The sequence below is a fragment of the Paenibacillus sp. FSL M7-1046 genome, assembly GCF_038007405.1.
Taxonomy (GTDB): Bacteria; Bacillota; Bacilli; order Paenibacillales; family Paenibacillaceae; genus Paenibacillus_AQ.
Genome location: NZ_JBBOXB010000001.1, coordinates 801879 through 828233 on the forward strand (window position 1 = coordinate 801879; position 26355 = coordinate 828233).

The 26355-nt window shown below is 48.5% G+C and carries 31 protein-coding genes and 5 tRNA genes; 11 read left to right on the plus strand and 25 right to left on the minus strand.

The window, feature by feature from the left end:
* Nucleotides 1–191: 191 nt before the first annotated feature.
* Nucleotides 192–611 (minus strand): organic hydroperoxide resistance protein, encoded by a 420-nt coding sequence (locus tag NYE29_RS03270; protein WP_038587029.1) that lies wholly within the window; start codon nucleotides 609–611, stop codon nucleotides 192–194.
* Nucleotides 612–783: 172 nt separating this feature from the next.
* Between NYE29_RS03270 and NYE29_RS03275 the strand changes: the two genes are divergently transcribed.
* From NYE29_RS03275 to NYE29_RS03285, 3 genes are all read left to right on the plus strand, one after another.
* Nucleotides 784–1263: a glutathione peroxidase gene (locus tag NYE29_RS03275; protein WP_340894359.1), complete on the plus strand. Its 480-nt coding sequence runs from the start codon at nucleotides 784–786 to the stop codon at nucleotides 1261–1263.
* A gap of 192 nt (nucleotides 1264–1455) precedes the next feature.
* Nucleotides 1456–2793: a helix-turn-helix domain-containing protein gene (locus NYE29_RS03280; RefSeq protein ID WP_340894360.1), complete on the plus strand. Its 1338-nt coding sequence runs from the start codon at nucleotides 1456–1458 to the stop codon at nucleotides 2791–2793.
* A gap of 12 nt (nucleotides 2794–2805) precedes the next feature.
* Nucleotides 2806–3453 (plus strand): GyrI-like domain-containing protein, encoded by a 648-nt coding sequence (locus NYE29_RS03285; protein ID WP_340894361.1) that lies wholly within the window; start codon nucleotides 2806–2808, stop codon nucleotides 3451–3453.
* A 21-nt stretch (nucleotides 3454–3474) separates the two neighbouring features.
* Here NYE29_RS03285 and NYE29_RS03290 read toward each other — a convergent pair whose 3' ends face one another.
* The 3 genes from NYE29_RS03290 to NYE29_RS03300 all read right to left on the minus strand — a co-directional run bounded on the left by NYE29_RS03290 (nucleotide 3475) and on the right by NYE29_RS03300 (nucleotide 5038).
* On the minus strand, nucleotides 3475–4416 hold the full coding sequence (locus tag NYE29_RS03290) for a polysaccharide deacetylase family protein (protein WP_340894362.1): 942 nt from the start codon (nucleotides 4414–4416) through the stop codon (nucleotides 3475–3477).
* Nucleotides 4417–4506: 90 nt separating this feature from the next.
* A tRNA-Leu gene (locus NYE29_RS03295) sits at nucleotides 4507–4589 on the minus strand.
* An 83-nt stretch (nucleotides 4590–4672) separates the two neighbouring features.
* Complete coding sequence (locus tag NYE29_RS03300; RefSeq protein WP_076111211.1) at nucleotides 4673–5038, minus strand: helix-turn-helix domain-containing protein; 366 nt, start codon at nucleotides 5036–5038, stop codon at nucleotides 4673–4675.
* A 143-nt stretch (nucleotides 5039–5181) separates the two neighbouring features.
* Here NYE29_RS03300 and NYE29_RS03305 point away from each other — a divergent pair, with 143 nt between their 5' ends.
* Nucleotides 5182–5379, plus strand: coding sequence for a transcriptional regulator (locus tag NYE29_RS03305; protein WP_038587016.1), 198 nt, complete (start codon nucleotides 5182–5184; stop codon nucleotides 5377–5379).
* 36 nt (nucleotides 5380–5415) lie between these two features.
* Complete coding sequence (locus NYE29_RS03310) at nucleotides 5416–6051, plus strand: hypothetical protein (protein ID WP_076111212.1); 636 nt, start codon at nucleotides 5416–5418, stop codon at nucleotides 6049–6051.
* Between the two features lie 20 nt (nucleotides 6052–6071).
* On the opposite strand, the gene NYE29_RS03315 is transcribed toward NYE29_RS03310, so the two are convergent.
* The 14 genes from NYE29_RS03315 to NYE29_RS03380 form a co-directional block, all read right to left on the minus strand.
* Complete coding sequence (locus NYE29_RS03315; protein WP_340894364.1) at nucleotides 6072–6197, minus strand: hypothetical protein; 126 nt, start codon at nucleotides 6195–6197, stop codon at nucleotides 6072–6074.
* A gap of 4 nt (nucleotides 6198–6201) precedes the next feature.
* Complete coding sequence (locus NYE29_RS03320; RefSeq protein WP_076111213.1) at nucleotides 6202–6957, minus strand: ABC transporter permease; 756 nt, start codon at nucleotides 6955–6957, stop codon at nucleotides 6202–6204.
* The gene (locus NYE29_RS03325) at nucleotides 6954–7736 is read right to left on the minus strand and encodes an ABC transporter ATP-binding protein (protein WP_340894366.1); all 783 of its coding nucleotides are present in this window, start codon (nucleotides 7734–7736) and stop codon (nucleotides 6954–6956) included. Before NYE29_RS03325 ends, NYE29_RS03320 begins: the two co-directional genes overlap by 4 nt.
* Before the next feature lie 87 nt (nucleotides 7737–7823).
* The gene (locus NYE29_RS03330) at nucleotides 7824–8444 is read right to left on the minus strand and encodes a TetR/AcrR family transcriptional regulator (protein WP_340894368.1); all 621 of its coding nucleotides are present in this window, start codon (nucleotides 8442–8444) and stop codon (nucleotides 7824–7826) included.
* Between the two features lie 153 nt (nucleotides 8445–8597).
* Nucleotides 8598–8680 (minus strand) — tRNA-Leu (locus NYE29_RS03335).
* Nucleotides 8681–8685: 5 nt separating this feature from the next.
* Nucleotides 8686–8757, minus strand: a tRNA-Glu gene (locus tag NYE29_RS03340).
* A 207-nt stretch (nucleotides 8758–8964) separates the two neighbouring features.
* The gene (locus NYE29_RS03345; RefSeq protein WP_340894369.1) at nucleotides 8965–10164 is read right to left on the minus strand and encodes an ABC transporter substrate-binding protein; all 1200 of its coding nucleotides are present in this window, start codon (nucleotides 10162–10164) and stop codon (nucleotides 8965–8967) included.
* 74 nt (nucleotides 10165–10238) lie between these two features.
* Nucleotides 10239–10940: an ABC transporter ATP-binding protein gene (locus tag NYE29_RS03350; protein WP_340894371.1), complete on the minus strand. Its 702-nt coding sequence runs from the start codon at nucleotides 10938–10940 to the stop codon at nucleotides 10239–10241.
* A gap of 5 nt (nucleotides 10941–10945) precedes the next feature.
* The gene (locus NYE29_RS03355) at nucleotides 10946–11728 is read right to left on the minus strand and encodes an ABC transporter ATP-binding protein (protein WP_038587007.1); all 783 of its coding nucleotides are present in this window, start codon (nucleotides 11726–11728) and stop codon (nucleotides 10946–10948) included.
* Nucleotides 11697–12659, minus strand: a complete 963-nt coding sequence (locus NYE29_RS03360; RefSeq protein WP_340899595.1) for a branched-chain amino acid ABC transporter permease — start codon at nucleotides 12657–12659, stop codon at nucleotides 11697–11699. Before NYE29_RS03360 ends, NYE29_RS03355 begins: the two co-directional genes overlap by 32 nt.
* An 18-nt stretch (nucleotides 12660–12677) precedes the next feature.
* Nucleotides 12678–13583, minus strand: a complete 906-nt coding sequence (locus NYE29_RS03365) for a branched-chain amino acid ABC transporter permease (protein ID WP_340899596.1) — start codon at nucleotides 13581–13583, stop codon at nucleotides 12678–12680.
* Nucleotides 13584–14035: 452 nt separating this feature from the next.
* Nucleotides 14036–14124, minus strand: a tRNA-Ser gene (locus NYE29_RS03370).
* A 7-nt stretch (nucleotides 14125–14131) separates the two neighbouring features.
* Nucleotides 14132–14207: transfer RNA gene (locus NYE29_RS03375), tRNA-Asn, on the minus strand.
* Nucleotides 14208–14335: 128 nt separating this feature from the next.
* Nucleotides 14336–15100 carry an MBL fold metallo-hydrolase gene (locus NYE29_RS03380; protein WP_340894373.1) on the minus strand — a complete coding sequence of 255 codons (765 nt, stop codon included), beginning with the start codon at nucleotides 15098–15100 and terminating at the stop codon, nucleotides 14336–14338.
* 126 nt (nucleotides 15101–15226) lie between these two features.
* On the opposite strand from NYE29_RS03380, the gene NYE29_RS03385 reads away from it, so the two are divergent.
* Both NYE29_RS03385 and NYE29_RS03390 read left to right on the plus strand, forming a co-directional pair.
* Complete coding sequence (locus NYE29_RS03385; RefSeq protein ID WP_340894375.1) at nucleotides 15227–15655, plus strand: Lrp/AsnC family transcriptional regulator; 429 nt, start codon at nucleotides 15227–15229, stop codon at nucleotides 15653–15655.
* A 544-nt stretch (nucleotides 15656–16199) separates the two neighbouring features.
* A complete protein-coding gene (locus NYE29_RS03390; RefSeq protein ID WP_340894377.1) occupies nucleotides 16200–16838 on the plus strand; it encodes a pentapeptide repeat-containing protein in 639 nt (212 codons plus the stop codon).
* On the opposite strand, the gene NYE29_RS03395 is transcribed toward NYE29_RS03390, so the two are convergent.
* Nucleotides 16831–17325, minus strand: a complete 495-nt coding sequence (locus tag NYE29_RS03395; RefSeq protein WP_340894379.1) for a SprT family protein — start codon at nucleotides 17323–17325, stop codon at nucleotides 16831–16833. The genes NYE29_RS03390 and NYE29_RS03395 overlap by 8 nt on opposite strands.
* A gap of 110 nt (nucleotides 17326–17435) precedes the next feature.
* On the opposite strand from NYE29_RS03395, the gene NYE29_RS03400 reads away from it, so the two are divergent.
* Both NYE29_RS03400 and cmpA read left to right on the plus strand, forming a co-directional pair.
* Complete coding sequence (locus NYE29_RS03400; RefSeq protein ID WP_038586996.1) at nucleotides 17436–17795, plus strand: hypothetical protein; 360 nt, start codon at nucleotides 17436–17438, stop codon at nucleotides 17793–17795.
* Nucleotides 17796–17872: 77 nt separating this feature from the next.
* The gene (gene cmpA / locus NYE29_RS03405) at nucleotides 17873–18010 is read left to right on the plus strand and encodes a cortex morphogenetic protein CmpA (RefSeq protein WP_144024341.1); all 138 of its coding nucleotides are present in this window, start codon (nucleotides 17873–17875) and stop codon (nucleotides 18008–18010) included.
* Between the two features lie 365 nt (nucleotides 18011–18375).
* On the opposite strand, the gene NYE29_RS03410 is transcribed toward cmpA, so the two are convergent.
* The gene (locus NYE29_RS03410) at nucleotides 18376–18867 is read right to left on the minus strand and encodes a DinB family protein (protein WP_340894381.1); all 492 of its coding nucleotides are present in this window, start codon (nucleotides 18865–18867) and stop codon (nucleotides 18376–18378) included.
* Nucleotides 18868–19033: 166 nt separating this feature from the next.
* Here NYE29_RS03410 and NYE29_RS03415 point away from each other — a divergent pair, with 166 nt between their 5' ends.
* Nucleotides 19034–19597 (plus strand): CGNR zinc finger domain-containing protein, encoded by a 564-nt coding sequence (locus NYE29_RS03415; RefSeq protein ID WP_340894382.1) that lies wholly within the window; start codon nucleotides 19034–19036, stop codon nucleotides 19595–19597.
* 171 nt (nucleotides 19598–19768) lie between these two features.
* Here NYE29_RS03415 and NYE29_RS03420 read toward each other — a convergent pair whose 3' ends face one another.
* Nucleotides 19769–20512 (minus strand): hypothetical protein, encoded by a 744-nt coding sequence (locus NYE29_RS03420; RefSeq protein ID WP_340894383.1) that lies wholly within the window; start codon nucleotides 20510–20512, stop codon nucleotides 19769–19771.
* Between the two features lie 63 nt (nucleotides 20513–20575).
* On the opposite strand from NYE29_RS03420, the gene NYE29_RS03425 reads away from it, so the two are divergent.
* Nucleotides 20576–20809 (plus strand): helix-turn-helix domain-containing protein, encoded by a 234-nt coding sequence (locus tag NYE29_RS03425; RefSeq protein ID WP_076111223.1) that lies wholly within the window; start codon nucleotides 20576–20578, stop codon nucleotides 20807–20809.
* A gap of 208 nt (nucleotides 20810–21017) precedes the next feature.
* Here NYE29_RS03425 and NYE29_RS03430 read toward each other — a convergent pair whose 3' ends face one another.
* The 4 genes from NYE29_RS03430 to NYE29_RS03445 all read right to left on the minus strand — a co-directional run bounded on the left by NYE29_RS03430 (nucleotide 21018) and on the right by NYE29_RS03445 (nucleotide 26297).
* Nucleotides 21018–21584, minus strand: coding sequence for a histidine phosphatase family protein (locus tag NYE29_RS03430; RefSeq protein WP_340894385.1), 567 nt, complete (start codon nucleotides 21582–21584; stop codon nucleotides 21018–21020).
* A 106-nt stretch (nucleotides 21585–21690) separates the two neighbouring features.
* A complete protein-coding gene (locus NYE29_RS03435; RefSeq protein ID WP_340894386.1) occupies nucleotides 21691–21945 on the minus strand; it encodes a hypothetical protein in 255 nt (84 codons plus the stop codon).
* A 227-nt stretch (nucleotides 21946–22172) separates the two neighbouring features.
* Nucleotides 22173–24278: a molybdopterin-containing oxidoreductase family protein gene (locus NYE29_RS03440; RefSeq protein ID WP_340894388.1), complete on the minus strand. Its 2106-nt coding sequence runs from the start codon at nucleotides 24276–24278 to the stop codon at nucleotides 22173–22175.
* 120 nt (nucleotides 24279–24398) lie between these two features.
* Nucleotides 24399–26297 carry a serine hydrolase gene (locus NYE29_RS03445; RefSeq protein ID WP_340894389.1) on the minus strand — a complete coding sequence of 633 codons (1899 nt, stop codon included), beginning with the start codon at nucleotides 26295–26297 and terminating at the stop codon, nucleotides 24399–24401.
* Nucleotides 26298–26355 lie beyond the last annotated feature (58 nt).

The window sequence follows — 26355 nt, forward strand, 5'->3', positions numbered from 1 at the left end:
TTCATCACCCATTATTTATATTTTTGGTACTTAGTAGCACACGTGCATAACAGATACTTAGACATATTAAAGAATTTTAGGGGTGATGTCAACCAAAGCCGCCCTTTAGACCGCTATTCCCGGCTGTTTCCTGCCTCACCGTCTCTATTTAGCCATTATTTCCAGAAATCCTTCTAAATACCGGCTGCTCGTTACAACACATTCAGTTCAACTTCGATGTTGCCCCGCGTTGCCTTGGAATACGGACAGAACGCATGAGCCTTCTCTGCCAAATCCTCCGCCTGCGCACGGTCAATGCCGGGCAGCTTCACATCCATTCTTACAGCCAGTCTGAAGCCGCCGTCGCTGTCATCCTTGCCGATGGATACGTTGGCGGTGACCTCCACATCCTGCAGCTTAACGCCCTCTTTACGGGCGATATTGGCCAAGGCACTTTCATAGCAGGCACCGTAGCCTGCCGCGAACAGCTGCTCAGGATTCGTGCCGGAACCCCCGGGGCCGCCAAGCTCCTTTGGCATTTTCAAATCATGTTCAAGTACACCATCCGAGGACTTCACAGAACCTTCCCGTCCACCGTGAACCGTTGCTGTAGCCGTATATAATGCTTTCATCTGTATCTGCTCCTTTATCAAAATGTATTTGTACCGCTGCATACCCTACATTTAAACAACAGAGATATTTTGAAACGAATATACAATGTTGTCACAATTCTGACGGGTTGCTTCTTACGATAAATAGTGTAAAATTAAATTGTGATAAATCAAAATTCGGGAGGCGTTATTCATGAGTATTTATGATTTCGAGGCCAACACGCTGCGCGGGGAAGAAGAATCCCTGGCCAAGTACAAAGGTAAGGTGCTGCTTGTCGTGAACACAGCCAGCAAATGCGGATTCACCCCGCAATATAAGGGTCTCCAGGAAGTGTACGATAAATTCAAGGGCCGTGGTTTTGAGGTGCTTGGTTTTCCGAGCAACCAGTTTGCCGGACAGGAACCGGGTGAAAGCGAAGACATCGCCGAATTCTGCGAAATCAATTACGGAGTAACCTTCCCGATGTACGAGAAGGTTGACGTGAAGGGCGACGAAGCGCATCCGTTATTCAAATACCTGTCCAAGGAAGCGCCGGGCGTCCTGGGCTCAAAGAGCGTCAAGTGGAATTTCACCAAGTTCCTGGTCGATCAGGAAGGCCGTGTCCTGAAGCGGTTCGCACCACAAACTACTCCGGACCAGATCGAAGCCGATATTGCCAAACTGCTGGACTAATCCTCCCCTATAATATGAAAAGATACTCTTCACAAAAGCCCGCGGCTCCTGTGAAGAGTATCTTTGTGTTCGCTATACCACAATCATTATGCTAATTGTCATTTCCATCCTCCCTAATTATGGTATACAGAGAATATAGCACTCGATGCTTGAAACGTAACACCGTTTAATTCCCCGGAAAGCAGGTTGGCTATGAAGCAGGATGTTTTGAAGCGGGTTTTCGATTATATCGAAGATCATCTGAATGAGGAGATCAGCCTCGACAACCTCGCCCGGACGGGATATGTTTCTTTGATGCAGCTGTACCGGGAATTCTACTGCGTATCCGGCCATTCCATTAAAGACTATATCCGCAAAAGAAGAATCAGCAACGCATGCGCCCAGATCAAGAACTGCGGGTTATCCATTACCGAAATTGCGCTGGGCAACGGCTTTGACTCCCTGCCTTCCTTCTCCAAGGTCTTCAAAAAAATCGTCGGGCTTACGCCAATGGAATACAAACGGAGCAGCGTGTTCTATACCTTCCTCCCCGGGCAGTTCCCCCTCCACTTGGCGGAGACAGCCATTAAGATCCAGTCCGGGCAACCGCTGCATGGCCTGACCGCCGTTTACCTCGCCGCAGGAGACACAGACATCGAACAGCAAGCCATCAACGCACTGAAACAAGCGGTCTTCACAGCCAAGCGTACGGACATGAGTTTTAGAGTCTTCGGATTAACCCCCGTGCAGGTTGGACGGTCCAGACAATCGTACAACCTATTCATAGATACCCGGAATCATGAGTACTGGATTTCCGCCCTGCGGGAGGCCGGTTATCACTCCATAGAGCCAGCTACGTTATGCGGCGGTGAGTTTGCCGTCTTATCCGTACCTTTTACCGGAAGCATCAACCCGGCCTGGGACTACCTTTACAGTCATTGGCTGGCCAAAAGCGTGTTCACCCTGGCAGGTGATCATTGCCGTGAGGAATTCATCATTCAAAAGACAGGGACCATCAAAGAGCTTCGTCTATCCCTGCCCATTATCCGCAAGCAAAGCAGCTACATCATTGAAGTAACCCCATTTGCGCAGCAGCACTATATCGTCGCCCATGCCGTGGGCAGTCATGCGGAAGATGAAGCTTCGGCCAAGCTTTTATCGCAGATCAATCAACGCGGATTCCTTCCATCGTCGTTTTATGTGGAGATTACCAGCAATGGATACTTGTGCGGTGTCGAGTGGACAGAAAAGGGCGAATTATCAGCCGAAGACGGTCTGAGTTTTGTTACCCTAGAAGCAGGGCTTTATGCGGTATTAACCACAGATAGTTTCGGGGATTTCACAGGACTTGCGGATATTATGACCCGCTGGCTGGAGGAAAACTGCTGCTATAGGCGGGCCGGCAGCCCTTTTGCCCTCTATACCGTAAATGAAACCTATGAAGAGGTCTCCATGAAGGTGTGTATTGCTATTGGCGAACATTCTGTTATAAACGGACAATCCATCCCTTCAAATCCCATTTATAATGAAGACGAAGAACAAATGAACTAGGAGGAATCATGCATGACAGAGCCGTTACGCCAGAGCAGCTATGATGGAACTACCGAGGGATACGCCCCTAAATTCAAACCGCGGGTAATCGAACTGATCCGCCAGCAGCTGGAAAAAGAAGCCCCTCAGCGCACCGACTCCATTGGTGGAGAAAAGCCTTATGTACTAGATTTACCGGAGCTTCAAGTCATCGGCTGGCAGAACCTCAATCAAGCAGGCGAGCCTTATGCCGATATCTGGGGACATGTCTTCGGGGAAATCGATATCGACAGCAAATTTGATTCCATTCCGTCAAAAGTCCAGAGCAGCGGCTGTTACCTGGGCATCTTCGAAGGCCGCGATTCGGTTCCCAAGCTGTGGGAGCAATCCGCCTGGGATACCGGCTATTTTTTAGGCGTTGAGGTAGGAGATCCCGGTACAGTTCCCGAAGGACTTGTGCATAAGGATTACCCCGCATCCAAATATGCTATTTTTATCGCCAAGGGTGTGCCGGCAGCTGCGTTTCAGAGCACATGGGATTATATCCATCAGGAATGGCTGCCTTCAGCGGAATTTAAGTTCAACGAAGCCGGGGTTTTCTTCATCAACTATACAGAGAAGTCAGGACCTGATGACGAAAGATTCGAGGCCCATCTGTGTGTACCTGTGGTGGAAAAATAGCGGCGATCCGCCGTTTGCATCCTACGAACGGCAACACTTGTAGTCCGGGTTTCCCGTCGTGTCACCGCCACTGGCCTGACGTTGTCTATCGCGTATGTCCTTCCAGGAAGTAAGCTGAATCTTTTCGGTTTGCAGTAATCTGTGAATATCCTCATCCATAAATAACAGGTACTCGATCTCCCTTTTCTTCCAGTGTGGAGTAATTGCCCGCATTTCATAAGTATTCAGCGCAGGATGGATGACAATTTCCGTTATCCCTCCTCCCACACCTTTTATAGCTTCCATCATTTTAACCTTAGCAATGTCATAGTCCTCCCCCTGCTCCAAGTGATAGGGAAGATTAATCAAGTCATCAATTAACAAGATCCCTCTTTTCCGCGCCGATTCAATCCTCTCCGTCATTAATTCCCTCATCTCTAAATCCAGAAATGATTGATTTACTATATTAACAGGCAGCTTAAAAGGCAGCCGGTGCTCCTGGCACAGATCAAATACAATCTCCAGAAAATCCCGGCCTCTCGACAATCCCAATAAACTGCCCTCATGACTGTCCAAGTGTGTCGGTTCAATCCCCAGCGTTAGAGCCATCTCGATCTGACTTCGGATTTCAGTTCGGATGGCTTCAGCAGTAGCGTGCTCTTCCACATGAGCTGCATGTTCCCAAAAATATCCCTCTGCAGTAATTAACGACTGTATCCTGGAACTCCTGGTAACCGGGCCCCACTTATAGGCCGGAAGACTCGAAGTAAGCGTAAGATGAATTCCCACATTAACATTGTGATGATTTTTGGCATACTCAGCAGCCTCTTTCGCCCAGGGCCCCGGCATCATAATCATGCTGGAATTAATTGCATCGGCTTGGTACAGGTTCATAATAGCCTCATTCATGGAATGGCACATTCCGAAATCGTCGGCGGTAACGATAAGAAACCGCTCATTAGAGTTGTGAATTTTATTCGGCACTCTTTTTCCCTCCATTGGGTCAGTCTATAAAACAAAACAAAAAAACCTGAAATCCCTTGAGCAACAAGGAATTTCAGGTTTCTTCATGTATGCGGTAGAGAGGACTCGAACCTCCACGGGTATACACCCACTACCCCCTCAAGATAGCGTGTCTGCCATTCCACCACTACCGCGCGGTGAGTAAAACGTTAAAGCATTGTTTGAGGCCAACATTCAATATTATAAATCCATTTCAGCAAAATGTAAAGATACCACTTTAAGAATTTTCTTCGTTTTCTTTAAGCCTGCGGTATCGGGCAAACTCGATATATTCCTTAATAAATTCTTGCTCCTTCTGCAGCAATTCCTCACTTTGGCAATTCAATTGCCGTATTTGGCCAGAAAAATAATCCTCCCCGCCTTCGCGAAGAATCTCCGTTGTAGTTTTGCCCAGAATCAGCCAATCCAGACTCACATGAAAAAAAGCACCGATCTCGATCAGCTTATGTGTTCCGGGCGTCGACTTGCCCCGCTTCCAATCCCCCATGTTGCCGGTACTGATATTCAGCTGTTCGCAGAAGGACTTTTTTGTCAGTCCTTTTTGTTTGATCAAATATTCTATCCGCTCGTATATCGACGCCATCAGCAATCCGCCTTCCGCACTATTTAAATATACTTATTTACGTATTTTTTATTGTAAAATGACGTAAAAAAGTATATAATTAACTATTATTACTCCCATCCATTATATCACACGACTGGATAGTCGATAAGAGGTGAAGTCTTTTGAACAGCAAACGTCCCGTTACTCCTTTTGGCTGGGCAATCAAACAGCGGCTGACGGAAATGCACATGGATCAGAAGAAATTCTGCGAGCTGTACGGAATTCCGCCTTATCGCCTATCCAATCTGATTCACGGCACCCGCAGGGCCGAGCGCTACAGGCGCCAAGTCGCAGAGCTGCTTAACCTGCCTCCATCCTAGCTTTCCATCCTGCAAACTATCAAGGAGAGATAACCTTTGCCATTCAGCATATCCACTTCCCTCATCCGTCCCCTTAATGCTCTGCCGCATAATGCACTGGTTATCGACAGGCAGGGGATCATCCTGTTCACCAACGACTCCTGGAAGGAATACAACAACCACTATGGACTCTCCCCGCATGCCGATTGGACTGGCGCTGATGGTCTGGAGTTATTCGAACAGATGATGTCGGGCCCTTCCCAGATCACTGCACTTAAGGAGTTGCTGCATCGTATCCTTTGCGGCGAGTCTTTAATCTCCAGTTCCGAGTTTATTCTGCAGACTGCGGCCAAAGGCAGCAGAAGATTCCGTGTAGATGCCTTTCCGCTTATCCATGAGAATCCGGCAGCAGACCAGGCTATCATTCTCTCTCTGCAGGATGTTGGTCCTGTTATCATAAGTCAGCCTGTTCAGTCTGTCCGAACGATCCAGCCGTTGCGTTTGCACCAGAAGAATCCTCAACCTCTTGTTCCTATCTGCGCCTCCTGCAAATCCATCCGCAACAGCAGCGAGGAGTGGGTGACCATTGAACGTTTCCTGCTGCAGCAGCTGTCTTTGCAATTCACCCATGATATCTGCCCGGACTGCATCCGTGAGTTGTACCCGAAATACGCCGCAGCTCTGAAGTGGTGAATGATATTAGGGAGACCTTGTTAGATAATTAACTCTCCATCCCATTCAGGAATAAACAGCCGGTTGTTATAATAGTCGAGGCTACATACTTTGGACAGCCGCAGATCAGCTGTCATTACGAATATTGTAGCATTAAAGCTCGTCAATTGTTCAGATCACTATCTCCTTCTTCTTGATAGCCAGCACGCTGCCCATATAAAATATAAGGATATACATAGCTATATTTACTAATCCGCTGATTACATTTACCGCTTGGAATTTTCCTGCAAAGCTCTGATACAAATTCATTTGATGGACAATAGAAAAGCTGTGCAATTCCTGTACATTTTCAAGAGCGGTCAGTACAAACATGATTCCCAAAGATATTCCAATAGTGCCGCCCATAGTGGGTGACAAGATGGATACAAGTACAATAATCATGCCGAACCCTAAACAAGGCAGTGCGGTGATTATATAAGACTGTAGTGTAAGCAGTATTCCTTGAGCTGCCGGGAAAACAGTATCATTGAACATCATTTGATCCCCCCACCCCAATAACGCCGCGCCTATAACATAGCTTCCTGTCATTACAAATAGCAGCAGCATTAAGACAGAAATAATCATAGCGGCAATCTTTGCATTCAGGAGTTCAACCCTATGCACCGGGCGCAAAAGAAACAGTTTAAGCGTGCCGTTGCGATATTCATCAGAGATAATTTCAGCAAATAGAAGAGCCATAAAAAATATAAACAATGGCATAATGCGGCTTAGCATGAACATTGGGAACGACTGGCCGTTGATATTGCCGGAAGGACTGGATAATACGGTTACTCCTTGGATAATCAGAAGCCCTATGGCCATTACCATAAAATAAAACAGCTTATTCAGCTTAAACACCTTATACATTTCATTCTTCAGAAGCTTCATCCTCTTTGCCCCCTGTTTTGAATTTCAAAGAAAAATTTCTCCAGCGTGTCGTTTTGCGGGACAATAGCCTCCACTGGTATCTGCTGTGCAACCATCACCTGATTTAGACTGGATGCATAGCCATTACGCAGCTCTACAAGGATGCCTTGGGGTATGCTCTGTGCCGATTGGACGTAGCATATTTGCTCAACTTCAACTAACAAGTGGCTTGATATCAGGAATGAGATTCCTTTCTCCTTCGCAAGATGTACAACCAATTCCCTGATTTCCACCATCCCCTGCGGATCAAGTCCATTGGTAGGCTCATCAAGAATAATAAGCTTAGGATTATTTAAAAGAGCGCTGGCAATTCCAAGCCGCTGTTTCATTCCGAGCGAGTAAGTTTTCACCTTGTCTTCCGCTCTCTCCATCATTCCCACGATATCAAGAACCTCTTTGATATTGCTGTTATTCATTCCGGGAATCAGGTTTGCAATCAGCCTGAGATTGTCATATCCGGACAGATAAGTATAGAAAGCGGGGTCGATCATTGCCCCAATCGCAGAAATGGATTTTTTAAAATCAGTCCGCAGACTCACCCCGTCTATTTTCACTTCTCCCGAATCAGGACTTATCAACCCGAGAAGTATTCTGATTGTTGTCGTTTTCCCTGCTCCGTTTGGGCCAAGAAAGCCATAAATATCTCCAGTCTCAATCGAAAGATTTAAATTGTTAACCACTTTCCTGCTCCCGAAGGTCTTATTTATTCCGCGGGCTTCCAGTAACAATTTGCTTCCCATAATCTTTGTCTCCTTAAGTAGATTGATTCTATTGCCTATTCAAACTAACTAAACGTCCGATTAGCTAAACCATCAAAAAAATTACGGTCATTTAGACCATAATTTTACTGTGAAGTCCACAATCTTTTCGATATATCCATCATAACCATCTACTACGAACTCTTTTCCGAAAATACTAATGGTTGTGAAATTATAGATAAATTGCATAATAGCCAATCTGAAATCCATCTCTCTGATTTGACTTTTAATAGGTTCATTCGATAAAAATCCAATCATTGAGTCAATCAGCTGCTGAGTAATATTCGTTAAGAATTTGTACTGCTCCGGCTCCAGTAAATTTTTTTCGCGAATCACTAGTTGAGTGATTTCATCATTGCTTAGAAAAATTTCCGAAACCTTCTGTCCAACGAGCAGCAGCCCATCCCTAAGGGACAGATCACTTTTTAAGGATTTCACGAAATTATTGATATCCTGAATACGTTGTTCGTGCCCCTCCCGGATAATGGTATTAAATATCTCCAGCTTTCCTTCCGGAAAGTAATGATAAGTTAATGCATCCGACATTCCAACCTTTTTATTGATGGCACGCATCGAAGCTGCATGGTATCCTTCCTGTACAAATAATTGTCTGGCTGCGTTTAGAATTTGTTCTCTCCGTTCGCTGGCCTGGAGATCTCTGCTTGTCATGCTCTTTATTTCTTTATGCATAAGCCCACCCATTTCAAATTCAATTCACTAAACGTACGTTGAATTAACTATAGCACAGGGATTTTCATTTTTCAATTCGCCAACAAATCATACTCAACATAAAGAAAGCAAAAAGAACCTTGAATGATCAAGGCTCTTTTTGCTAATTATGTATGCGGTAGAGAGGACTCGAACCTCCACGGGTATACACCCACTACCCCCTCAAGATAGCGTGTCTGCCATTCCACCACTACCGCATATATGACCCGTATGGGATTCGAACCCATGTTACCTCCGTGAAAGGGAGGTGTCTTAACCCCTTGACCAACGGGCCATGTTTGATAAGTTGTCTTTGTCACAACAAAAATGAGTATATCAAACCCAGGGAGATTTGACAAGAACTTTTCTCAAAAAAATAACAGACACTCATAGATCACGAAAAGAAAGGCCCAATGTTGAGCCTTTCTCTTCACAGCTAAGGTGATTCAGGGCGTACTGGACTCCCCGATGATAAACAAATTTGATTGCGGTTCTTAACCTCTTACGGATTTACCTTTGTTTCGAAAGTTTGTGTGCCGTCAACGAATTTCAGAACGACAGCTGCTTTAACTGGGTCATGTGTTTCGTTGAGCGTGATTTTACCGGTAGCCAGCTGCAGATCTTTGGTTGCTGCCAAAGCATCTTTAATCTTGGCAGGATCGGCCTCACCTGCACGGGTAATGGCGTCAGCAACCAGCTTCAGGGAATCATAACCAAGAGCGGCCATCCCGTCCGGTACTGCGCCCCCGTTGGCAGCTTTGTAGGCATCAACGAAGGATGTAACTTCAGTAGCGGTATCTTCCGGTGAGTAATGGTTGGACATATAAGTGTTGTCCAGAGCCTCTTTGCCGGCGATTTCAGCGAGTTGCGGAGAATCCCAGCCGTCGCCGCCAAGGAATGGAACTGTAATGCCCATCTCGCGGGCTTGCTTTACGATTTTGCCGACTTCTTCATAATAGCCCGGCAGATAGATTACATCCGGGTTTTGCTCTTTGATCCGTGTCAGCACGGCTTTGAAGTCGGAGTCTTTTTGCTGATAGGATTCCTGGCTCAGCACCTCTCCGCCTTTTGCCTTAAAGGTTTCTTCAAAGAACTTTTGCAGACCCTTGGAATAGTCACTCGACGTGTCCGTGTAAATTACAGCTGTTTTGGCTTTCAGCGAATCTACAGCAAAGTTAGCCATAACTTCTCCTTGGAAAGGATCGATAAAGGCAGTGCGGAACACCCATTCGTTCACTTTGCCACTGCGCTCATCCACCGTCACTTTAGGGTTGGTGGCACCTACGGATACCAGCGGTATTTTCTTCTCGGTAGCCACCGGGACAATCCCCAGCGTGTTGGTCGAGGTTGAAGCACCAATGATGGTAACAACCTTATCATTGGTAATCAGTTTTTGCGCGGCTTGCGTGGCTTCCTCGGATTTCGAGGCGTTATCGGCTACGATTAATTCCAGTTTCTTGCCGAGTATGCCGCCTGCGTCATTGATCTGCTGTACCGCCAGCTTCGCGCCTTTGGATACGGAATCGCCGAAAGAGGCCTGGCCGCCCGTGAGCTCAAGGTTCGCACCGATTTTGATAGTGTCCCCGCCAGAATTGCCGCCGCTTGCAGAGTTTCCGCTGTTCTCTGTGTTGTCGTTGCCGCAGCCCGATGCCAATACTGCAGTCAGTACTGTTGACAAAATTATGGCCCCAATTTTCTTCATAGTTTCTCCCAGCCTCCCGGATAATAGAATTGTATATATGTTGTTTCTATGATGCCCTTAGTGAGGCTAACCTCTTAGTGCCCGAGATAGGCCATTTTGATTTCTTCGGAATCTGCCAATTCCTTGGCATCCCCTTCAAGAACAACCCTGCCCGTTTCCAGCACGTAGGCGCGGTGGGCGATTTTGAGCGCCTGATGCGCATTTTGCTCCACCAGCAGCACAGTAGTTCCGGCTTCGTTCACATCTTTAATAATCTTGAAAATATCCTGTACCAGCAGCGGTGCAAGCCCCATGGATGGCTCATCCAGCAGCAGCAGCTGGGGATGCCCCATAATGGCCCGCCCCATGGCAAGCATCTGCTGTTCGCCACCGGACAAAGTACCTGCCTGCTGCTTCTTGCGTTCCCGGAGCCTCGGAAAGATGTCGTACACCTTCTCGAAATCAGCCGCCAGACTTCCGGATTCCTGCAGGTAAGCGCCAAGCTCAAGGTTCTCTTCAACAGACATATTGGCGAACACGCGGCGTCCTTCAGGACAATGGATCAAGCCCTGCTTGACGATCGCCTGAACACTCTGGCTGGTTATTGATTTATCCAGAAATTCAATGCTGCCTGTCTTGGGTTTAAGCAGACCTGACAGAGTCTTCAGGAGCGTTGATTTGCCTGCACCATTGGCTCCGATCAGTGTTACAATTCCCCCTTGCTCGACATGGATGCTAAGGTCCTTCAGAGCATGAATGGCTCCATAATAAACATTGATCCCCTGTACTTTAAGCATTGCCATTACGCCTCCTGTCCCAAATACGCTTCGATAACCTTGGGATTATTCCGAATCTCCGCCGGAGTTCCATCAGCAATCAGTATCCCGCGATCCAAGACATAAATCCGGTTGCAGACGCCCATAACAAGCGACATATCATGCTCGATCAACAGAATGGTGAGGTCAAATTCCTCGCGTATCCAGGCGATCAGATTCATTAAGTCCCGCGTCTCGTTCGGGTTCATGCCCGCCGCCGGTTCATCCAGCAGCAGCAGCTTCGGCCCTGCCGCCAGCGCCCGTGCAATTTCCAGACGCCGCTGGTTACCATAGCTGAGATTGCTGGCAACCTCTTCACTCTGGTCCGCGAGATTGAATATTTTGAGAATATCCATCGCCTTCCGTGTAATTTCGTCCTCTCCCTTGAAATGCTTCGGCAGCCGCAGCATGGAGGTGAATAAGGAATGTCTGGCATGCTGGTGAAAGGCGATTTTGACATTCTCCAATACTGTCATGGCCGTAAACAGCCGGATATTCTGGAAGGTGCGCGCAGCGCCCTTATGGTTGATCTTGTAGGGCTTCATCCCGCCAATGGATTCATTGTTAAGAAGAATGCTGCCTGTAGAGGGCGGGTATACGCCGGTTAACAGGTTGAAAAGCGTCGTTTTGCCGGCACCATTCGGCCCAATCAGACCGATCAGTTCACCTTTGTTAATGTGAAGAGAAACTTCGCTGAGCGCCTTAAGCCCTCCAAAAGAACGGCTGGCCTCTTTAACGTCAAGAAGCACTGCTGCCTGTGATGCTGTCATCTGCCTTCACCTCCTTTTTGCTAAGCTTGCCGAATGAAAATTTCGTTGTACCCAGCAGCCCGCTTGGACGGAATATCATCATCAGGATCAGAACGATCGAATAAATAATCATCCGCCATTCCGGGAATTCACGCAGATAGGTGTAGAGCAAGGTTACAAAGACAGCACCCACAATGGAGCCGGCTGTACTGCCGAGTCCCCCGAGAACAACCATAACGATAATCTCGAACGATTTCAGAAAGTTAAAGCTGCCCGGAGTAATCACGTAGAACGTATGCGCAGACAATCCGCCCGCTATACCGGCGAACAATGCACCGATTGTAAAGGCAATAATCTTATAGCGCGTCGTGTTAATCCCCATCGCCTCTGCGGCGATTTCATTCTCGCGGATGGCAAGGCAGGCCCGGCCATGTGTGGACCTTATAAAGTTATTGATCACAACCACTGTAATTAAGGTAAAGAGAAATAGCAGGGTCCAGGTCGTTTTGGCAGGGATGCCGCTGAGCCCGGATGCGCCGCCGACGAATTCCGTGTTCAGCATGATGATCCGGATAATCTCGCCGAACCCCAGTGTGGCGATGGCCAGATAGTCACCATTCAGCCGGAGTGTAGGCATTCCGATCAGGACCCCAAACACGGCAGCGAGCAAGCCGCCGGCAATAATCGCCGGAACGAATGGAACGTTATAATCCAGTGTCAGAATCGCCGAAGTGTACGCACCTACAGACATAAAGCCTGCATGACCGATGGAGAATTGTCCGGTAATCCCGGTAATGAGGTTAAGCGATACCGCCAGCATGATGTTGACACCGATCAAGAGAAGCATCGACCTTGTTACATCACTGAATATTCCAGTTGTTAGAAGAACTTGAACGACTCCATAAAACGCCAGGGCAACAATAATGCCCATCCAGAACTTTTTGCTTGTCATCTTCACGCCGGTTCCCTCCTACACTTTCTCCCGGACATTCTTGCCGAACAGCCCGGATGGTTTAAAGATAAGGATCAGGATCAGTACTGCAAAAGCTACTCCATCACGCCAGGAGGAAAATCCGAGCGAAGAAATCTCCGTCTCTACCGTTCCCAGCAGCAATCCGCCAACAAGCGCCCCGGGAATACTTCCAATGCCTCCAAGCACTGCGGCTACAAAAGCTTTAAGCCCCGGCATAACGCCCATCAGCGGATCGACGGAGTTGTAGGTCATGCCGAAAATCACTCCGGCAGCAGCGGCCAGCGCCGAACCGATAGCAAAAGTTGCCGAGATGGTGCGGTCTACGTTGATCCCCATCAAACGGGCCGCCTCCACATCGAACGATACCGCCCGCATCGCTTTACCGGTTTTGGTGTAACGTACGATATATTGCAAGAGAATCATTAGAATTATGGTTGTTAGAAGAATCATGACTTGATTGGATTCCACTTGAATGGATGTGCCGAACAACTGGTACTGTTTCTTGTCCATTATGTCCGGGAAGCCTTTCGCCTGAGGCCCAAGAATAAGCACTCCGGTGTATTCCAGCAGGAACGATACGCCAATGGCCGTAATAAGTGCGGCAATCCGGGTCGATTTGCGCAGCGGCTTGTAGGCGAAGCGTTCAATCGTGATGCCCAGCAGTGCGCTGATGGTCATCGAAATTATAAGCGACAAGATCAACACAAGCACAGGAGGGAGCCCTGCGTTCGCCAAATATTTTGCGCTGTACAGTCCGATAAACGAACCGACCATAAACACATCCCCATGCGCAAAATTGATCAGCTTAATAATTCCGTACACCATGGTGTAACCAAGGGCGATTAGAGCGTAAATACTGCCTACGGAAATACCGTTAATTAACTGCTGAATGAAGTACTCCATCGCCATCCCCTTCTCTCCATAATAATCAAAATTCCCCTTTCTACGCCTTACAATCTGTTCATTCCCTCAAGATGTCATTTATATTAACATACAGTTATTTCTCCGTCACTAATATATGAGCGGTTTTAATATAAAATTCGAAATTATACGTTAAGTTTATTGACATTATGAGTGAATTACATGGAGTGTTTTGTGCATTATCCGCAAAAATGGATGAAAACCGGAGTAAAGCAGAGGATTTTAAAGGTCGTTTGTTTTTGTATTTATTTCCTTTTCTGTTACAATGCTTTGTTTTTCTGTAAATAATATAACATTTGTCTCTTTACAGCTTCAATCCTTCAATTTATTAAAGAGGTAACGGGTTGCACTGGTAGTCCGGCTGAAAAAGTATGAGTATACAGCACAAAAAAAAGAGCCCCCTCGGGAGCTCTTAATGTCTGAAAGTATCAATACGGAGAGAGAGGGATTCGAACCCTCGCACCGCTTACGCAGTCTAACCCCTTAGCAGAGGGTCCCCTTATAGCCACTTGGGTATCTCTCCAAGTAAATGGCTCCCCGAACAGGACTCGAACCTGTGACAACTCGATTAACAGTCGAGTGCTCTACCAACTGAGCTATCAGGGAACATTACATGAACAAGGAATAATTTATCATGATTTCGTGATCTAGTCAAGCGGACAAAAGCCACTCTGAGATCGTTTACAATCAGCACATGTATCTGACGGGCCCAACACTATACACGAAGCTTAGATTTAGGCATCAACCTGAATCCATTCTCCATCCAGCGGAAGGGCAACACGGTCCAGCAGCCCCTCCTGCTGCAAGCGTGCTTTAAGCAAGTCTCGTGTAACCAGACAATGATTAATGGCATCCATATGGACGGCGATGACGGATGTTTCAGGGGTATAATGGCATAAATCAACGACATCCTGATCATTCATTGTAATATGGCCTCCCGTTATGAACTGCGCGCCTCCGGCATTGACAATGACCGCTTCCGGACTATACTCGTCCAAGGCTTGTTTGACCTCAGCGCACCAGATGGTGTCTCCGGCCAAATACAGTACAGGCTCACCTTCAGCCTGAAAGATAAAACCGGATACCTTGCCCATCCACTCTCCGATCTCTCCTGTTCCATGCCGGCCTGCGGTTCGTGTCAGGGTCACCCCCCGGAATGTTAATGCAGCATTGTCTTGTACCACGGTGATATTGCCGAACCCTTGGGCAGCGATTGTATCCTGATCCCCATCCTGGCATAACAGCGGGATCTCATGCGGCAAAAGTGACACCGCCGCCGCATCCCAGTGATCCTGATGGAGATGTGTAACCAGCACAGCATCCGGTGAAAGCCACTGCTGAACCGGCCCCGGCAAAGGAACGAGCGGATTTCTACGGTTATTCTCCGTATTCACAATCGGCGAATTGGCACCCTGTTCGCTGAGCATCGGGTCGATCAGGAAGGTAACACCGCCGTATTCCAGCCATAAGGCCGCATTGCGGATCAATTGAATTTTCATTCTAAACACCTCTTCTTTCCAGCTGTCTTCTGCTACAATCAATTATAAATGGACCTGCATGCGGAATACATTGTGCCGTGAAAGAGATTGGCCTGTTCTATTTTCATCTGGAAAGGAATTTAACTTATGACCCCCTACCTCATCGACGATACAGATTACCGCATCCTTCAATATCTTATAGAAGACTCCACGCTCAGCCACAAGGACATCGGTGAATATGTTCATATGACGGGGCAGGCGGTAGGCGCACGAATCCGCAGAATGCGGGAATTGGAGATTATCGAAGGTTATACCGTCCGCTGGAACCCGCTCAAAATCGGACAGAGCATCCACGCCTTTATCACCGTGTTCTTAAGCTCCAACGCCGCGCATCCGCCCTTTCAAAAGTTTGCCCTAAACCACAGCAGCGTAGTGGAACTGCACCGGGTCAGCGGGGAAGGCTGCTACTGGATGCGCGTGCGTACCGGGGATCAGGCGGAGCTGAATGGTTTTCTCGACGAACTGCTGGAGTATGGCAATTATCGGATTAATCTGAGTATGAAACAGCTCAAATAACCTGTCGTCATCACCAGGTGGATAGCAGAATAGGTGAATAGGTGAATAGCAATAACGCCAAACAGCTGTTTTTTGCTGCATATTTCTCGCAAATACCAGCCGCCCTCCGCTGAACATCAATAGAGTGACTCTGTGAAAGTTCTCTACCTCTACCTCTACCTCTACCTCTACCTCTACCCCTACCCCTATCTGCTGCATTCTATACAATAGATTTGCCTCTCAGCCGTCTGAATCGGCGTTCTGCTGTATTCTGTGCAATAGAATTTGGCCAGTGCCCCTGATTTCCGGAGAAGTGACGGATTCTGCTGCACGAAATACAATAGATTGCTATTTGCAGGCCAAAAGTAAGAAATCTGCTGTATCTTTTGCAGTAGAAAGCCTTTGGGTTCCCATTATAACTAGGCTGTTATCCCTGTTCTGAGCTAGCCTCCAGCAGACTACCGGAACATTGACAAAACACCTGCCGCGCAGGATAGTTAACTCATCCACCCGCCGCTTCGGCGACGGAACCCACCCTATTCATTATTCATTATTGGAGGCCAGCATGAATCATAAAATTGATCCGCCCAAAATCGCCGACCCGCTCTCTCTGCCAGTGCAGCAAGTGTTCTCCCTGGAGTCCAAAGAGGAGTTCAGCCTCTGCGCCATCAGCGATACCTTCATTGAATATCAGGAAGCGTCCAAGGTATCCTTCGATAAAGTGCTGTTCAAAAATGTCACGATTACCGAGTCCACACTCCGTGCTGTCGAGCTGACGGATGTGATCTTTGAAAACTGCGATCTGTCCAACGTGGATTTCAGCGAAGCCTTCATTCACCGGACAGAGTTCAAGCTGTGCAAAATGATCGGAACTGACTTTACCAGAGCAAGATTCCAGAATGTCCGTGTGACGGACTGCATAGGTGACTTCGCCAGCTTCCGGTTCGGAAACTTCAAACAAACGGCCTTCGAGAACAGTTCGCTGAACAGCGCCGACTTCTATCAAGCCAGCTTCAATAAAATGTCGTTCTCAGTCTGCAAGATTGACCAGGCGGTAATGGCAGGCTCCAAATTAAGAGATATCGACTTAAGTGACTGCGAATTCAGCGGCCTGAATGTGGATATTGAAGATCTGCCGGGCTGTATTATTTCCGCAGATCAGGCGGCTTCTTTTGCCGGGCTGCTGGGCCTCGTCATTAAGTAGACTGGCCATTTCCTAGTTCAAGTGCTACCAGCTTCAGCTTGCCGGCACATTTGCCGCAGCGGTAGCGCTTCGGGTCAGCCTTGCGCTTGCGCGGATATTCCATGGCACAGTCGGTGCACACGAGCTTATACCGGTAAGGCTGCGGCTTACGGGCCTTGGCCCCCGGCAGCGCTCCGCAGTAACGGCTTCCGCCGACCTGGGCCAGCAGGCTTTTGAAATCGGCATCCCGGTGCATATATCCCCGCTTCGCCAGATGCAGATGGTAGTGGCAGAGCTCGTGCTTGATGATCTTCTCCGTCTCTTCACGCCCATACATCGCCAGCTGCTGCGGGTTAATCTCTATATTATGGCTTTTGGTAAAATATCGTCCGCCTGTTGTCGTAAGTCTGTTGTTAAAGCTTGCTTTGTGCCGGAATGGCACGCCAAAGCTGCCCAGCGACACCTGCTCGATCCACAGCTGCAGCTCTTCGTTACTTATAGTCGTCATAGCGTTTCTCACAGGTCCTCTCCATAGGAAATAAGATCTCTACTTGAATTGTAACTTGCCCATAGGCTAAACTGTCAAGAAGGAAGACAAGTCCGGAGGGAGAATGACGTATGCCGAAAATGCGGTATGTAATTTTGCAGCAGAAACAGGAATTGCAGTTTGTGGAAATGCCGGAGGAATATGCGTACCAGCTGAGTGCGCTTAATCTCCGCCTCAATAAAGAGATCGACAAGCTGACGGCGGACAATGTGCCGAACCTGCCGCTGGCCATCGCGGAATGTGATTCGCTAGATCTGCTGCGCGAGGGGTATACGCTGGAGTCGGGGCTTGCGTACATCAACCGGCTGGAGAGCGCTTTTTCCTCTATTCAGGAGAATAATTATCCGCTGATCTCGCTGCTGACGGAAATCCGTGCGCTGCAGGCACAGCTGGAACAGTGGTACGAAGAGGAAGAAGAAGGTATTCATTAAATTGTAGCCTTCGCCGCACCTTTGGGCACTCCTTCCCATATGCTGTACATAGGAAGCATGCCAGAGGAGGGGTACACTTGCCACAGTGGCTCTGCCATCAGCTCATGAAGGCTTATTTCAAAAAGGACCGCCGTCAGATCAAGCTGCTGAACGAATGCTGGTTTTTTTACCGCAATTCCGCCGAATCCCGTGATTCTGTACCTAGAGAAGTATAGAGTTATATTGCAATTCAGGTGTGTGTGAAGATCAAAAGCCACGATTACCGTCAGGGTAGCCGTGGCTTTTGGTTTGTGAAGATCCTCAGGCGCTTACATTTGCCGCAAGCACGCTGCTTCATCCGTCTATAATTTTAGAACATCGGGAAAACGTATCTCACCAGGAAGAACAGGATTCCGAAAATGATAATAATATACGCCGCGTATTTAATAAAGGTGGATGCGACAACGCTGGAATCCGATTTCTTGTGTATAGCACCCCATTAACCCCGGCTTTTCCTGCTTGAAACAAATAGCCGCATCCCCACAAGGCCAGGATATACCCGGTCAGCGGAGATGCGGCTTCATTATTGTATGTTAAATAATCAGTTAAAACTGCGGTGGGAAGGCCAGGAGCCTTGCAGCTTGCGGACCAGCACAATCTGTCCGGTGTGGTAAGAATCATGCAGAATCAGGCTCATCACTTCTTCACCCGGAGCATGGCCCGAGCCGCCCCAATCGTAGATGCCTTCTTCCAGCGCCTCAATCACTTCCCGTAGTGAAGCATGGATGGACTTTAGCTTGGCAACCGCCTGTTCCCACGCTTCTTCCCCGCTTGCTGTTACGGTAAACGTGGCGTCGTTGCTCTCTGCATCCGGCAGCTGCGGCAGACCTTTGAGCTTATTCAGCAAACGTTCCTTGTAATAGGTCAGATGGTTGACTGTCTCCCAGATGGAGTTGCCCGCTTCCCCCGGCTTCCAGCTGGCCTGAATGCTGTCCACACCCTGCAGCGCATCACTTAGCGGCGGCGCCCAATCCTCGACATCCATGGCATAATCCCAGTTTTGCAGCAAAACATCGCTAATCTTATTCTGCATGTTTTACCTCCTCAAAGTATTGTGAGCAATGTAACCACTCAAAGCTCCGATAACCGTTACACAAGAAATGTAGCATATTCAAGCGGAGGATTCAAGTAACTAGCAAACATGATTTTTAACTGTTACAATCAAGAGAAAGAGAAGGCTGCGGAAGGATGGATGAACCGTGCTGTGGGAGGATTTCATTAACAGCTATTGGCGGGATTGGCGGACAGGCGACCGCAGCAAGGACCGGGACAGGCTGGAGGATCAGGAATGGCTGGAGAAGTGGCTGGAGCAGCAAGCGTTGCAGGTAACATCGCCGCCGGAGCCTGATGAACTGGAGCAATTGAAGCAGCTGCGCGGCCTGTTGTGGGGCGAAGTGCAGAAGCTCGTGCAAGGCAATAGCGCAGATCCCAAGCTGCTGGAGCAACTGAATATGTATATGGGCAAAGGGCCAGCGCTTAGACAAGTAGTCTGGAAGCCGGACGGCCGGGCGGAGCTCTCTCTTCTGCCGCAACGCAACGACTGGGAACAGATTATGGCCGAGATTGCCGCTTCTTTTGCTGCTGCCCTGCTGGAGAAGGAAACCGCCCGTTTCCGCATCTGCGACAATCCTGACTGCCTCTGGGTCTACTACGACGATACCCGCAACCGCTCCAAGCGCTACTGCGACGACAAGCTCTGCGGCAATCTGATGAAGGTGCGCCGCTTCCGGGCACGAAAAAAAGCAGAAGACGCCGGGGATTAAATGATGCAACAGCTTGTTGGTTTCCGTGACTTCCCTTGCGTCTAGGTGTGGGTGTGTTAACTTTATTTTTGCAGGACCGTTTAGCACTGTAAACAGCACACCCTTCTCCTCAAATATCTCTTACTTTGTGGTTTTGATCATCGGGAAAGATGTACTTGTATGATAGATGCCTTATTCAAGCACGTTTGTTATTTCTTGCAATCTCTCTGCTTTTTCTATGGCTTCAATCAAAGTTAGATTTGGATTCATATTTCTAAAATTAATCGCCAGATCAGCCGAACCACCGGCTTGCAGCCACTCCCAATAATCCAACGTATCTACATTTTCCAAATAAAATCGAGATAGGGCTTCGATTGGATTAATACTGTACATATGTTCAAAAGCTGAGATTGGTATTGGATCATTCAGTAGATATTCATTTTTCAAGTCATACAACACCTGAAAGATACTATAATAGTTCACGTTAACAATTTTGTTTAAAAACTGGTTACATCGGACAGATGTATTTAATATTATTTTCATATCCTTTATCAATGATTTATCTTTACAATTTAGCATTGACACTAGCGCTTGTATGGTAATAGTTGGATTGTAAGGCGCAGCTCTGATTATTGACGTCCATGGAGGATACTCCCCCATTTTAAAAACTTTAATCGCATCCGTAACATGACAACCAATGGTTTGCCATTTACGTCCGAGCGCATCAGTGAGATGATAGTAATGTATTGCATCCTGTTGATCCTCTAACTCCGGCCAGACCAAATTTTTTTTAGTGATATCAAGAATAGCTTGGGTATTAAGTTTGCGAGGTCGGCGTTTCGGCATATGGCTTCCTCCGTCTGTTTGCTCTAAGGATATTTGTAAGAGCGTACCAACAAAATATTCATATTGAATTGCACGTTTAAAGTTCACCATCTACTTCAACAATATACTACATGCACTTTCAAAGTTCAACTATTTCTATATCTGGAGGAGACCATGGAATTTAACGAATACACACTTTACTGCAAGTTAGACACCATATTAAAAGAGCGCGGTATATCTGTATTAAAATTGTCTAAGGAAATTGGACATCGAAGAACAACGATTACGGAATTAATGCATAACAATAATATGGATAAGAAGAAAATTTCAGCAGAACTGATAATGAAGTTATGTCTCTACTTTGATGTCAGTCCTAACGATTTGTTCGAAGTACGACGTAAAGGATAAGCAGAATTGATGAAAAAAAGCACTGAATTCCTGCTGTTCAAGCGGAATTTTTGTGCTTTTTGTTTTTTTGGTTTTTTCGCTAAACTACTACATAACAATGCATGTAAATTACTCTAATTACGTAAGAATTCAGGAGATAAAAGTGAAAACCACTCAAAACATAGAAGGCTCACCACAAGTATAATTTGCAAAATTCACGAATTACCTCCTAACACCCTAACACCCAATCCCTCGCCACATAACTCAACTTCCCATCCTCAAACTCCAACCGGTAGATGTCGGGCATGGACGTCGATTGCCAGAACTCGTAACCATACTTCGGATCATAATGATTTATGATGAGCGTCATGATGTCGCCATGGGTACCGATGGCGATGGTTTGGTCTTTATATTTCTCCAGTAACAGCTCCATCTCTTGGATGCCTCTTGCCTGCGCCTCAGAACTAGATTCTCCACCCGCAAAAGCCACCTCGAAATCCTCGTACACCCTCTTTTTGACCTCGTGGAAACTCGAATTTCCAATATCGCCGATGGTTCTTTCTCGAAGCTCTTCAATAATAATAATTTCCTTGTGCAGCTCATCCGCCAACGGCTTGACCGTGAGGATCGCCCGCTCATAAGGACTCGAAACAAAGCTGTCTATGATGGCATCCTGCAAAAAGGATTTGACTCTTAGCGCATCCTTATGACCTTGTTCGGACAACCCTCTCGTTCTATCCTTCCCTTCCACATATATAGATTCCGCATGGCGGATAAGATATACAATCGTTGCCAAATCTATTACCTCCATATAAAAGCACTTAGTTTTTATCAGTTTTTTTGTCTAACCCTTATCTTTGTCCTTACCTTTGTCCTTACCTTATCCTTACCATTTCCTCGTCCTAATGCTCTTCCTTCACTCTGTCCTGCTCCAGCTCCGCCTCAATTTCCTGATCGCTGACATAATCATCGCCGGCTGTAAGGCCAAGCTTCTCCTTGATTTTCTGCAAATCGTTATGAATTTCTTTCGTTCTGACGTGTATGCTGAGCAATAATCCAAACCCTACTGCAAACAATACCAGTATCCCGTATGGGCCCAAAAAAATGGTTAATACCACAGCAGCCAAAATCGCGAGTATCGTTCCAACTATCATCATGTTCAGCTATCCCCTTCAGGTTCATTTCGGCTCTGCCTGTTTTCCGCTTCAACCTCCCGTTCAATCATATTTATTCACCCTGAACCTTGTTTATTTATGGGAATTTTAACACTGGTTTCTCAACATCAGCAACGCAGATTTCCCTATTCTCAAAAAACATCAGCTATTGCGTCAATAATCAAAACAGCCGCCCTTCACTTGCAAGGGCGGCTCATTTATTTGCAATATTACGACTCTTGAACCACCGTCTCCGGTTGCTCCTCTAGCTTCAGCTTCTCCACCTGAATGGTGGTCGAGAAGAAGGTAGCGCCGCGGCCCATGTCGCTGAGCCGGTCCGGTGTCAGAACATTGACCCGCTGCGGGCCGTCTTCCCCTTCCCACGAGAGGCCTTGGCTGATCGCCGTGCCGGGCAGCATTTTGTCGGTCACAACGGCCTTCAGCACGATTTCGCCCCGGCCGTTATAGACCTTCACTCTGTCACCGTCACGGATGGAGCGGGCTTCGGCATCTAGCGGGTGGATCTGCAGCATCGGCCCCTTCTCCATCCGCTGATGTTTCTCCACATTGGCAAAGGTGCCGTTCAGGAAATTATGGTTCGGCGGTGAGATGAAGTTCAGCGGATACGGATCATCTGCACGGGGACGGCGTACACCGTCATATCCTTCCTTCAGCGGTTCGTAAACAGGCAGGGGCGAGAGGCCCTCCGCCTTAAGTGTGGAAGAATACAGCTCGATTTTGCCTGATGGCGTGGGCAGCTTATCCAGGAAGTTCTCGCGCGCCGTCAGATCCAGCTTCACATGGCGCTCGGCCTGCAGCCGCTCCAGCGTGACACCGTTCAGGTACGGATTAGCCGGATTGTCCAGAGCTTCGCGGATCATTTCGTCCTCGCTCTGACTGAAGGCCTCCTCGTCAAACCCCATCGCCCGGCCCAGCAGCGAAAACAGCTCAAAGTTGCTTTTGCACTCTCCCGGTGCCTCAAGAACTGGCTCCTGGAGCTGCATATAGTGATGCCAGTAGGAGGCATACAGATCGGTATTCTCGAACGAAGCTGTCGACGGCAGCACGATATCGGCATACTTCGCGGTGTCGGTCATGAACAGCTCATGCACCACGGTGAACAGATCCTCCCGCTGCATGCCGGCGCGCACCCGGTCCGCTTCCGGCGCCACAACCACAGGGTTGCTGCAGAACACAAACAACGCCTTCACCGGCTGCTCGGTCATCTCCAGCGCCTGGGCCAGCCGGTTCATGTTGATGCTCCGCGCCCGCGGATTAGGGCGCAGCTTCGGCCGTTCCAGCGCCCGGGCATTAAGTGCGTTATAGGCGCCGTTGTACTTCAGCGCGCCGCCGCCTTTTTTCAGCCATTGGCCGGTCAGGGCGGGCAGGCAGCTGATGCTGCGCACGTTCATCCCGCCGTTGTCATGATGCTGCAGGCCGTTGCCGATCCGGATGTAAGACACATTGGCTTCGCCGTACATCCGTGCAAGCTGCTCCAGGTCGTCCACAGGGACGCCGGTAATATCCGAGACAGTCTGCGGAGGATACATCTGCGCCTGCTGGCGCAGTTCCTCATGCCCAAACGTATAACGGACCAGAAAATCTTCATCCACCAGCTTGTCACGGAACAGAATGTGCATAATCCCCAGCGCCAGCGCACTGTCCGTTCCCGGATGGAGCTGGATAAACCAGTCGCCCCACTGGGCCGTACGGTTGCGGTGAACATCAATAACAATGACCTTCGCCCCGCGCTTGCGCGCTTGTTCCGCCAGCACCACCTGGTGCATATTCGTACTGACGATGTTAGCCCCCCAGATAATAATCAGGTCGGCGTTCACCGTATCCTCCGGATTTAATCCGCCCTTGAAGCCCATCGTATGTTTCCAGCCTTCATTTCCGGCGGATGCACATATGGTCAGCTCCAACCGGCTCGCGCCAAGCGCATTAAAGAAACGGCGGTTCATCCCCTCCACACTGAGGAAGCCCATATTGCCGTAAAAGTTATAAGGAAGGATGCTCTCGGAGCCGAACTCTTCACTCACCGAGCGAAGCTTCCGGGCAATTTCGGCAATGGCCTCATCCCAGCTGATCGGCACAAAAGCTCCTTCGCCTTTAGGGCCAACCCGCTTCAGCGGCTGTGTCAGCCGGTCCGGATGCTGCGTCCATTCGCCTGCATGCCGCACCTTGTTGCAAATCGCTCCTTTGGTCACCGGATGCTCCGGGTTGCCCTCTATCTTGACGAGCTTTCCGTCCTTTTTGTGCAGGAGCAGCCCGCAGGTATCCGGACAATCGAGCGGGCATACCGCGGGAAAGACTCCGTCCTGTATGTTCTTCATGTCAGCTCTCTCCCATCGCTTATAGCAAACGTTAAGATTATAGCTTAATCATACACTAGGGCTCTGGGCGTGAACAGAGTACCGAAGTAAATCCCCATTGGAAAAATGAGCTTTTCCGGGCTACGAGAAATGGATCGATAACATATTCCAATAGTACATAAATCCTGTATAGCCGATGCAGGCAATCGCAACGAAGCAGCGTGTCAGGGAAACGACTTTTCCTTTAACAGACTGACCGGCATTCCGCCAGAGCAAATGAAGAGCAAACAGGACAGCCACCAGAGGCAGTGAAGCGACACCCCACGCATACCACACCGGGTAGCCGAAGGTAATGGCCCCATTGCTGTAAGTCAGCTGGAGCAGCAGAAAGACGGACATGAGCAGCGAGATTGCAGTAATATGCAGCGATACAGTTCTGCGCGGCTTACGAAATAACCGCACGACATAACGGATCAGCGTGACTGCCAGCAGCGCAAGGAACAGTAATCCAGGGACAATGTACACGATGAGCAAGGTGGAAGGACGCTTCCAGAAGCCCGGCTCCGGTGAGAAGGTCGTCTCCTGGATGATGGTCATTTTCCAATTATGCTGCTTGTCGATCAACAGCTGCATCCCACTCTCCTGTTCCTGAAACAATCCATCGGCAATCGGCACGAAGCTCTTCTCCGCCGTTTCTCCGCTTCCATCCGGGAATACTCCGCTCACAACCAGTTCTCCTTCGGCTGCTGTAACCTTGTAATTTCTGCCGCCCAGGAAATACAGCCATTTGCCCCAGCCATGCTGCGGAACCTTGGCAAAGGTATAAGTCCGCTCGTATTGCTGCAAATCCTCCAAGGAATACGGCAATGGCGTTACAGCTTCCGTCTTTTTGGTTAACAGCCCGGCAACCGCATCCGTGACCTTGTCGTAAGTTATCCCACCCTCTTCACCATTGCTGACTATTAGAATGCCAAGCTTCTGCGAAGGGATAAGCTCCATTTTGGCGGCGAATCCTTCGATCTCTCCGGTATGCGTCAGCACAGTGCTACCATCTGCAAGATGTCCCCGATACAGGCCATATCCTACACCGTCAACCTTCGGGTGCTCAGCAAATTGAGACTGCTGCATCATTTCAACGCTGTCGGGCTTCAACAATGCCGTCCCTTGATAAACCCCTTGGTTAAGTAAAGCGATCATAAAATGGGCAAATTCATCGGGAATCACACTCAGGGCCCCGGCCCCAGGGATGTGGGGGTAAGTCGACGACACAGCAGTGTACTTTTTATTAGAATACACATAGGATTTTGCCATATCCGGGCTGCTTTCGGGAACCGTCAGGCTTGCGCTGGGCATCTTCAGGGGAGTAAACACATTCTGGAACATGTAGGCCCCTAGATCAGTACCCGCAGTCTGCTCTATCAAGTTGCCAACCAATCCCAGTCCCGCGTTGCTGTATTCGTATTCCTGTCCCGGCTCCCGCACGGGTGGCTGCTGGCGGAAATATTGCCGCAGATATTGCTCTGCCGAAAGAGACTTCTCCCGGGAGTGGGCCTGAATCTTGTAGATGGACTCGTCCAGCCCGGCAGTATGGGTCAGCAGGTGATGCAGCGTAATGGGCTGCTTTCCGAAGGAAGGCAATTGATACGCGTGCAAAAAAGTATTAAGGTCATCATGCAGCGTCAGCTTCCCTTGCTCTACCAATTGCATAGCAGAGACGGCTGTTACCGTTTTGGTAATCGAACCTAACCGCATGATCGTTTTTGCAGGGTCTACAGGAATGCTCTGTTCAACATCGGCATAACCATAACCCTTGCTGAAAATAATCCGGTCTCCCTGAGTCACGACTACGGCAGATCCGGGAATATGCCGCTTCTCAAGCTCCTCTTGCATAATAGGGTCTATACTCTGTTCAAGCTGGCTCGCCGATAAAGCGGCAGGCACAGCAGGTGTGGCAGCCGCTTCTGCTTCATGGCCCATGAAGACGTTCATCCCCAAGAAGACAAGCGGCACTGCGAGCAATCGCTGTAATTTGTTTTTCATTCTTGCAACCTCCAGCACTATAATGGTTCGTTCTGCTTTTAGCATACCGTCCGTTTCT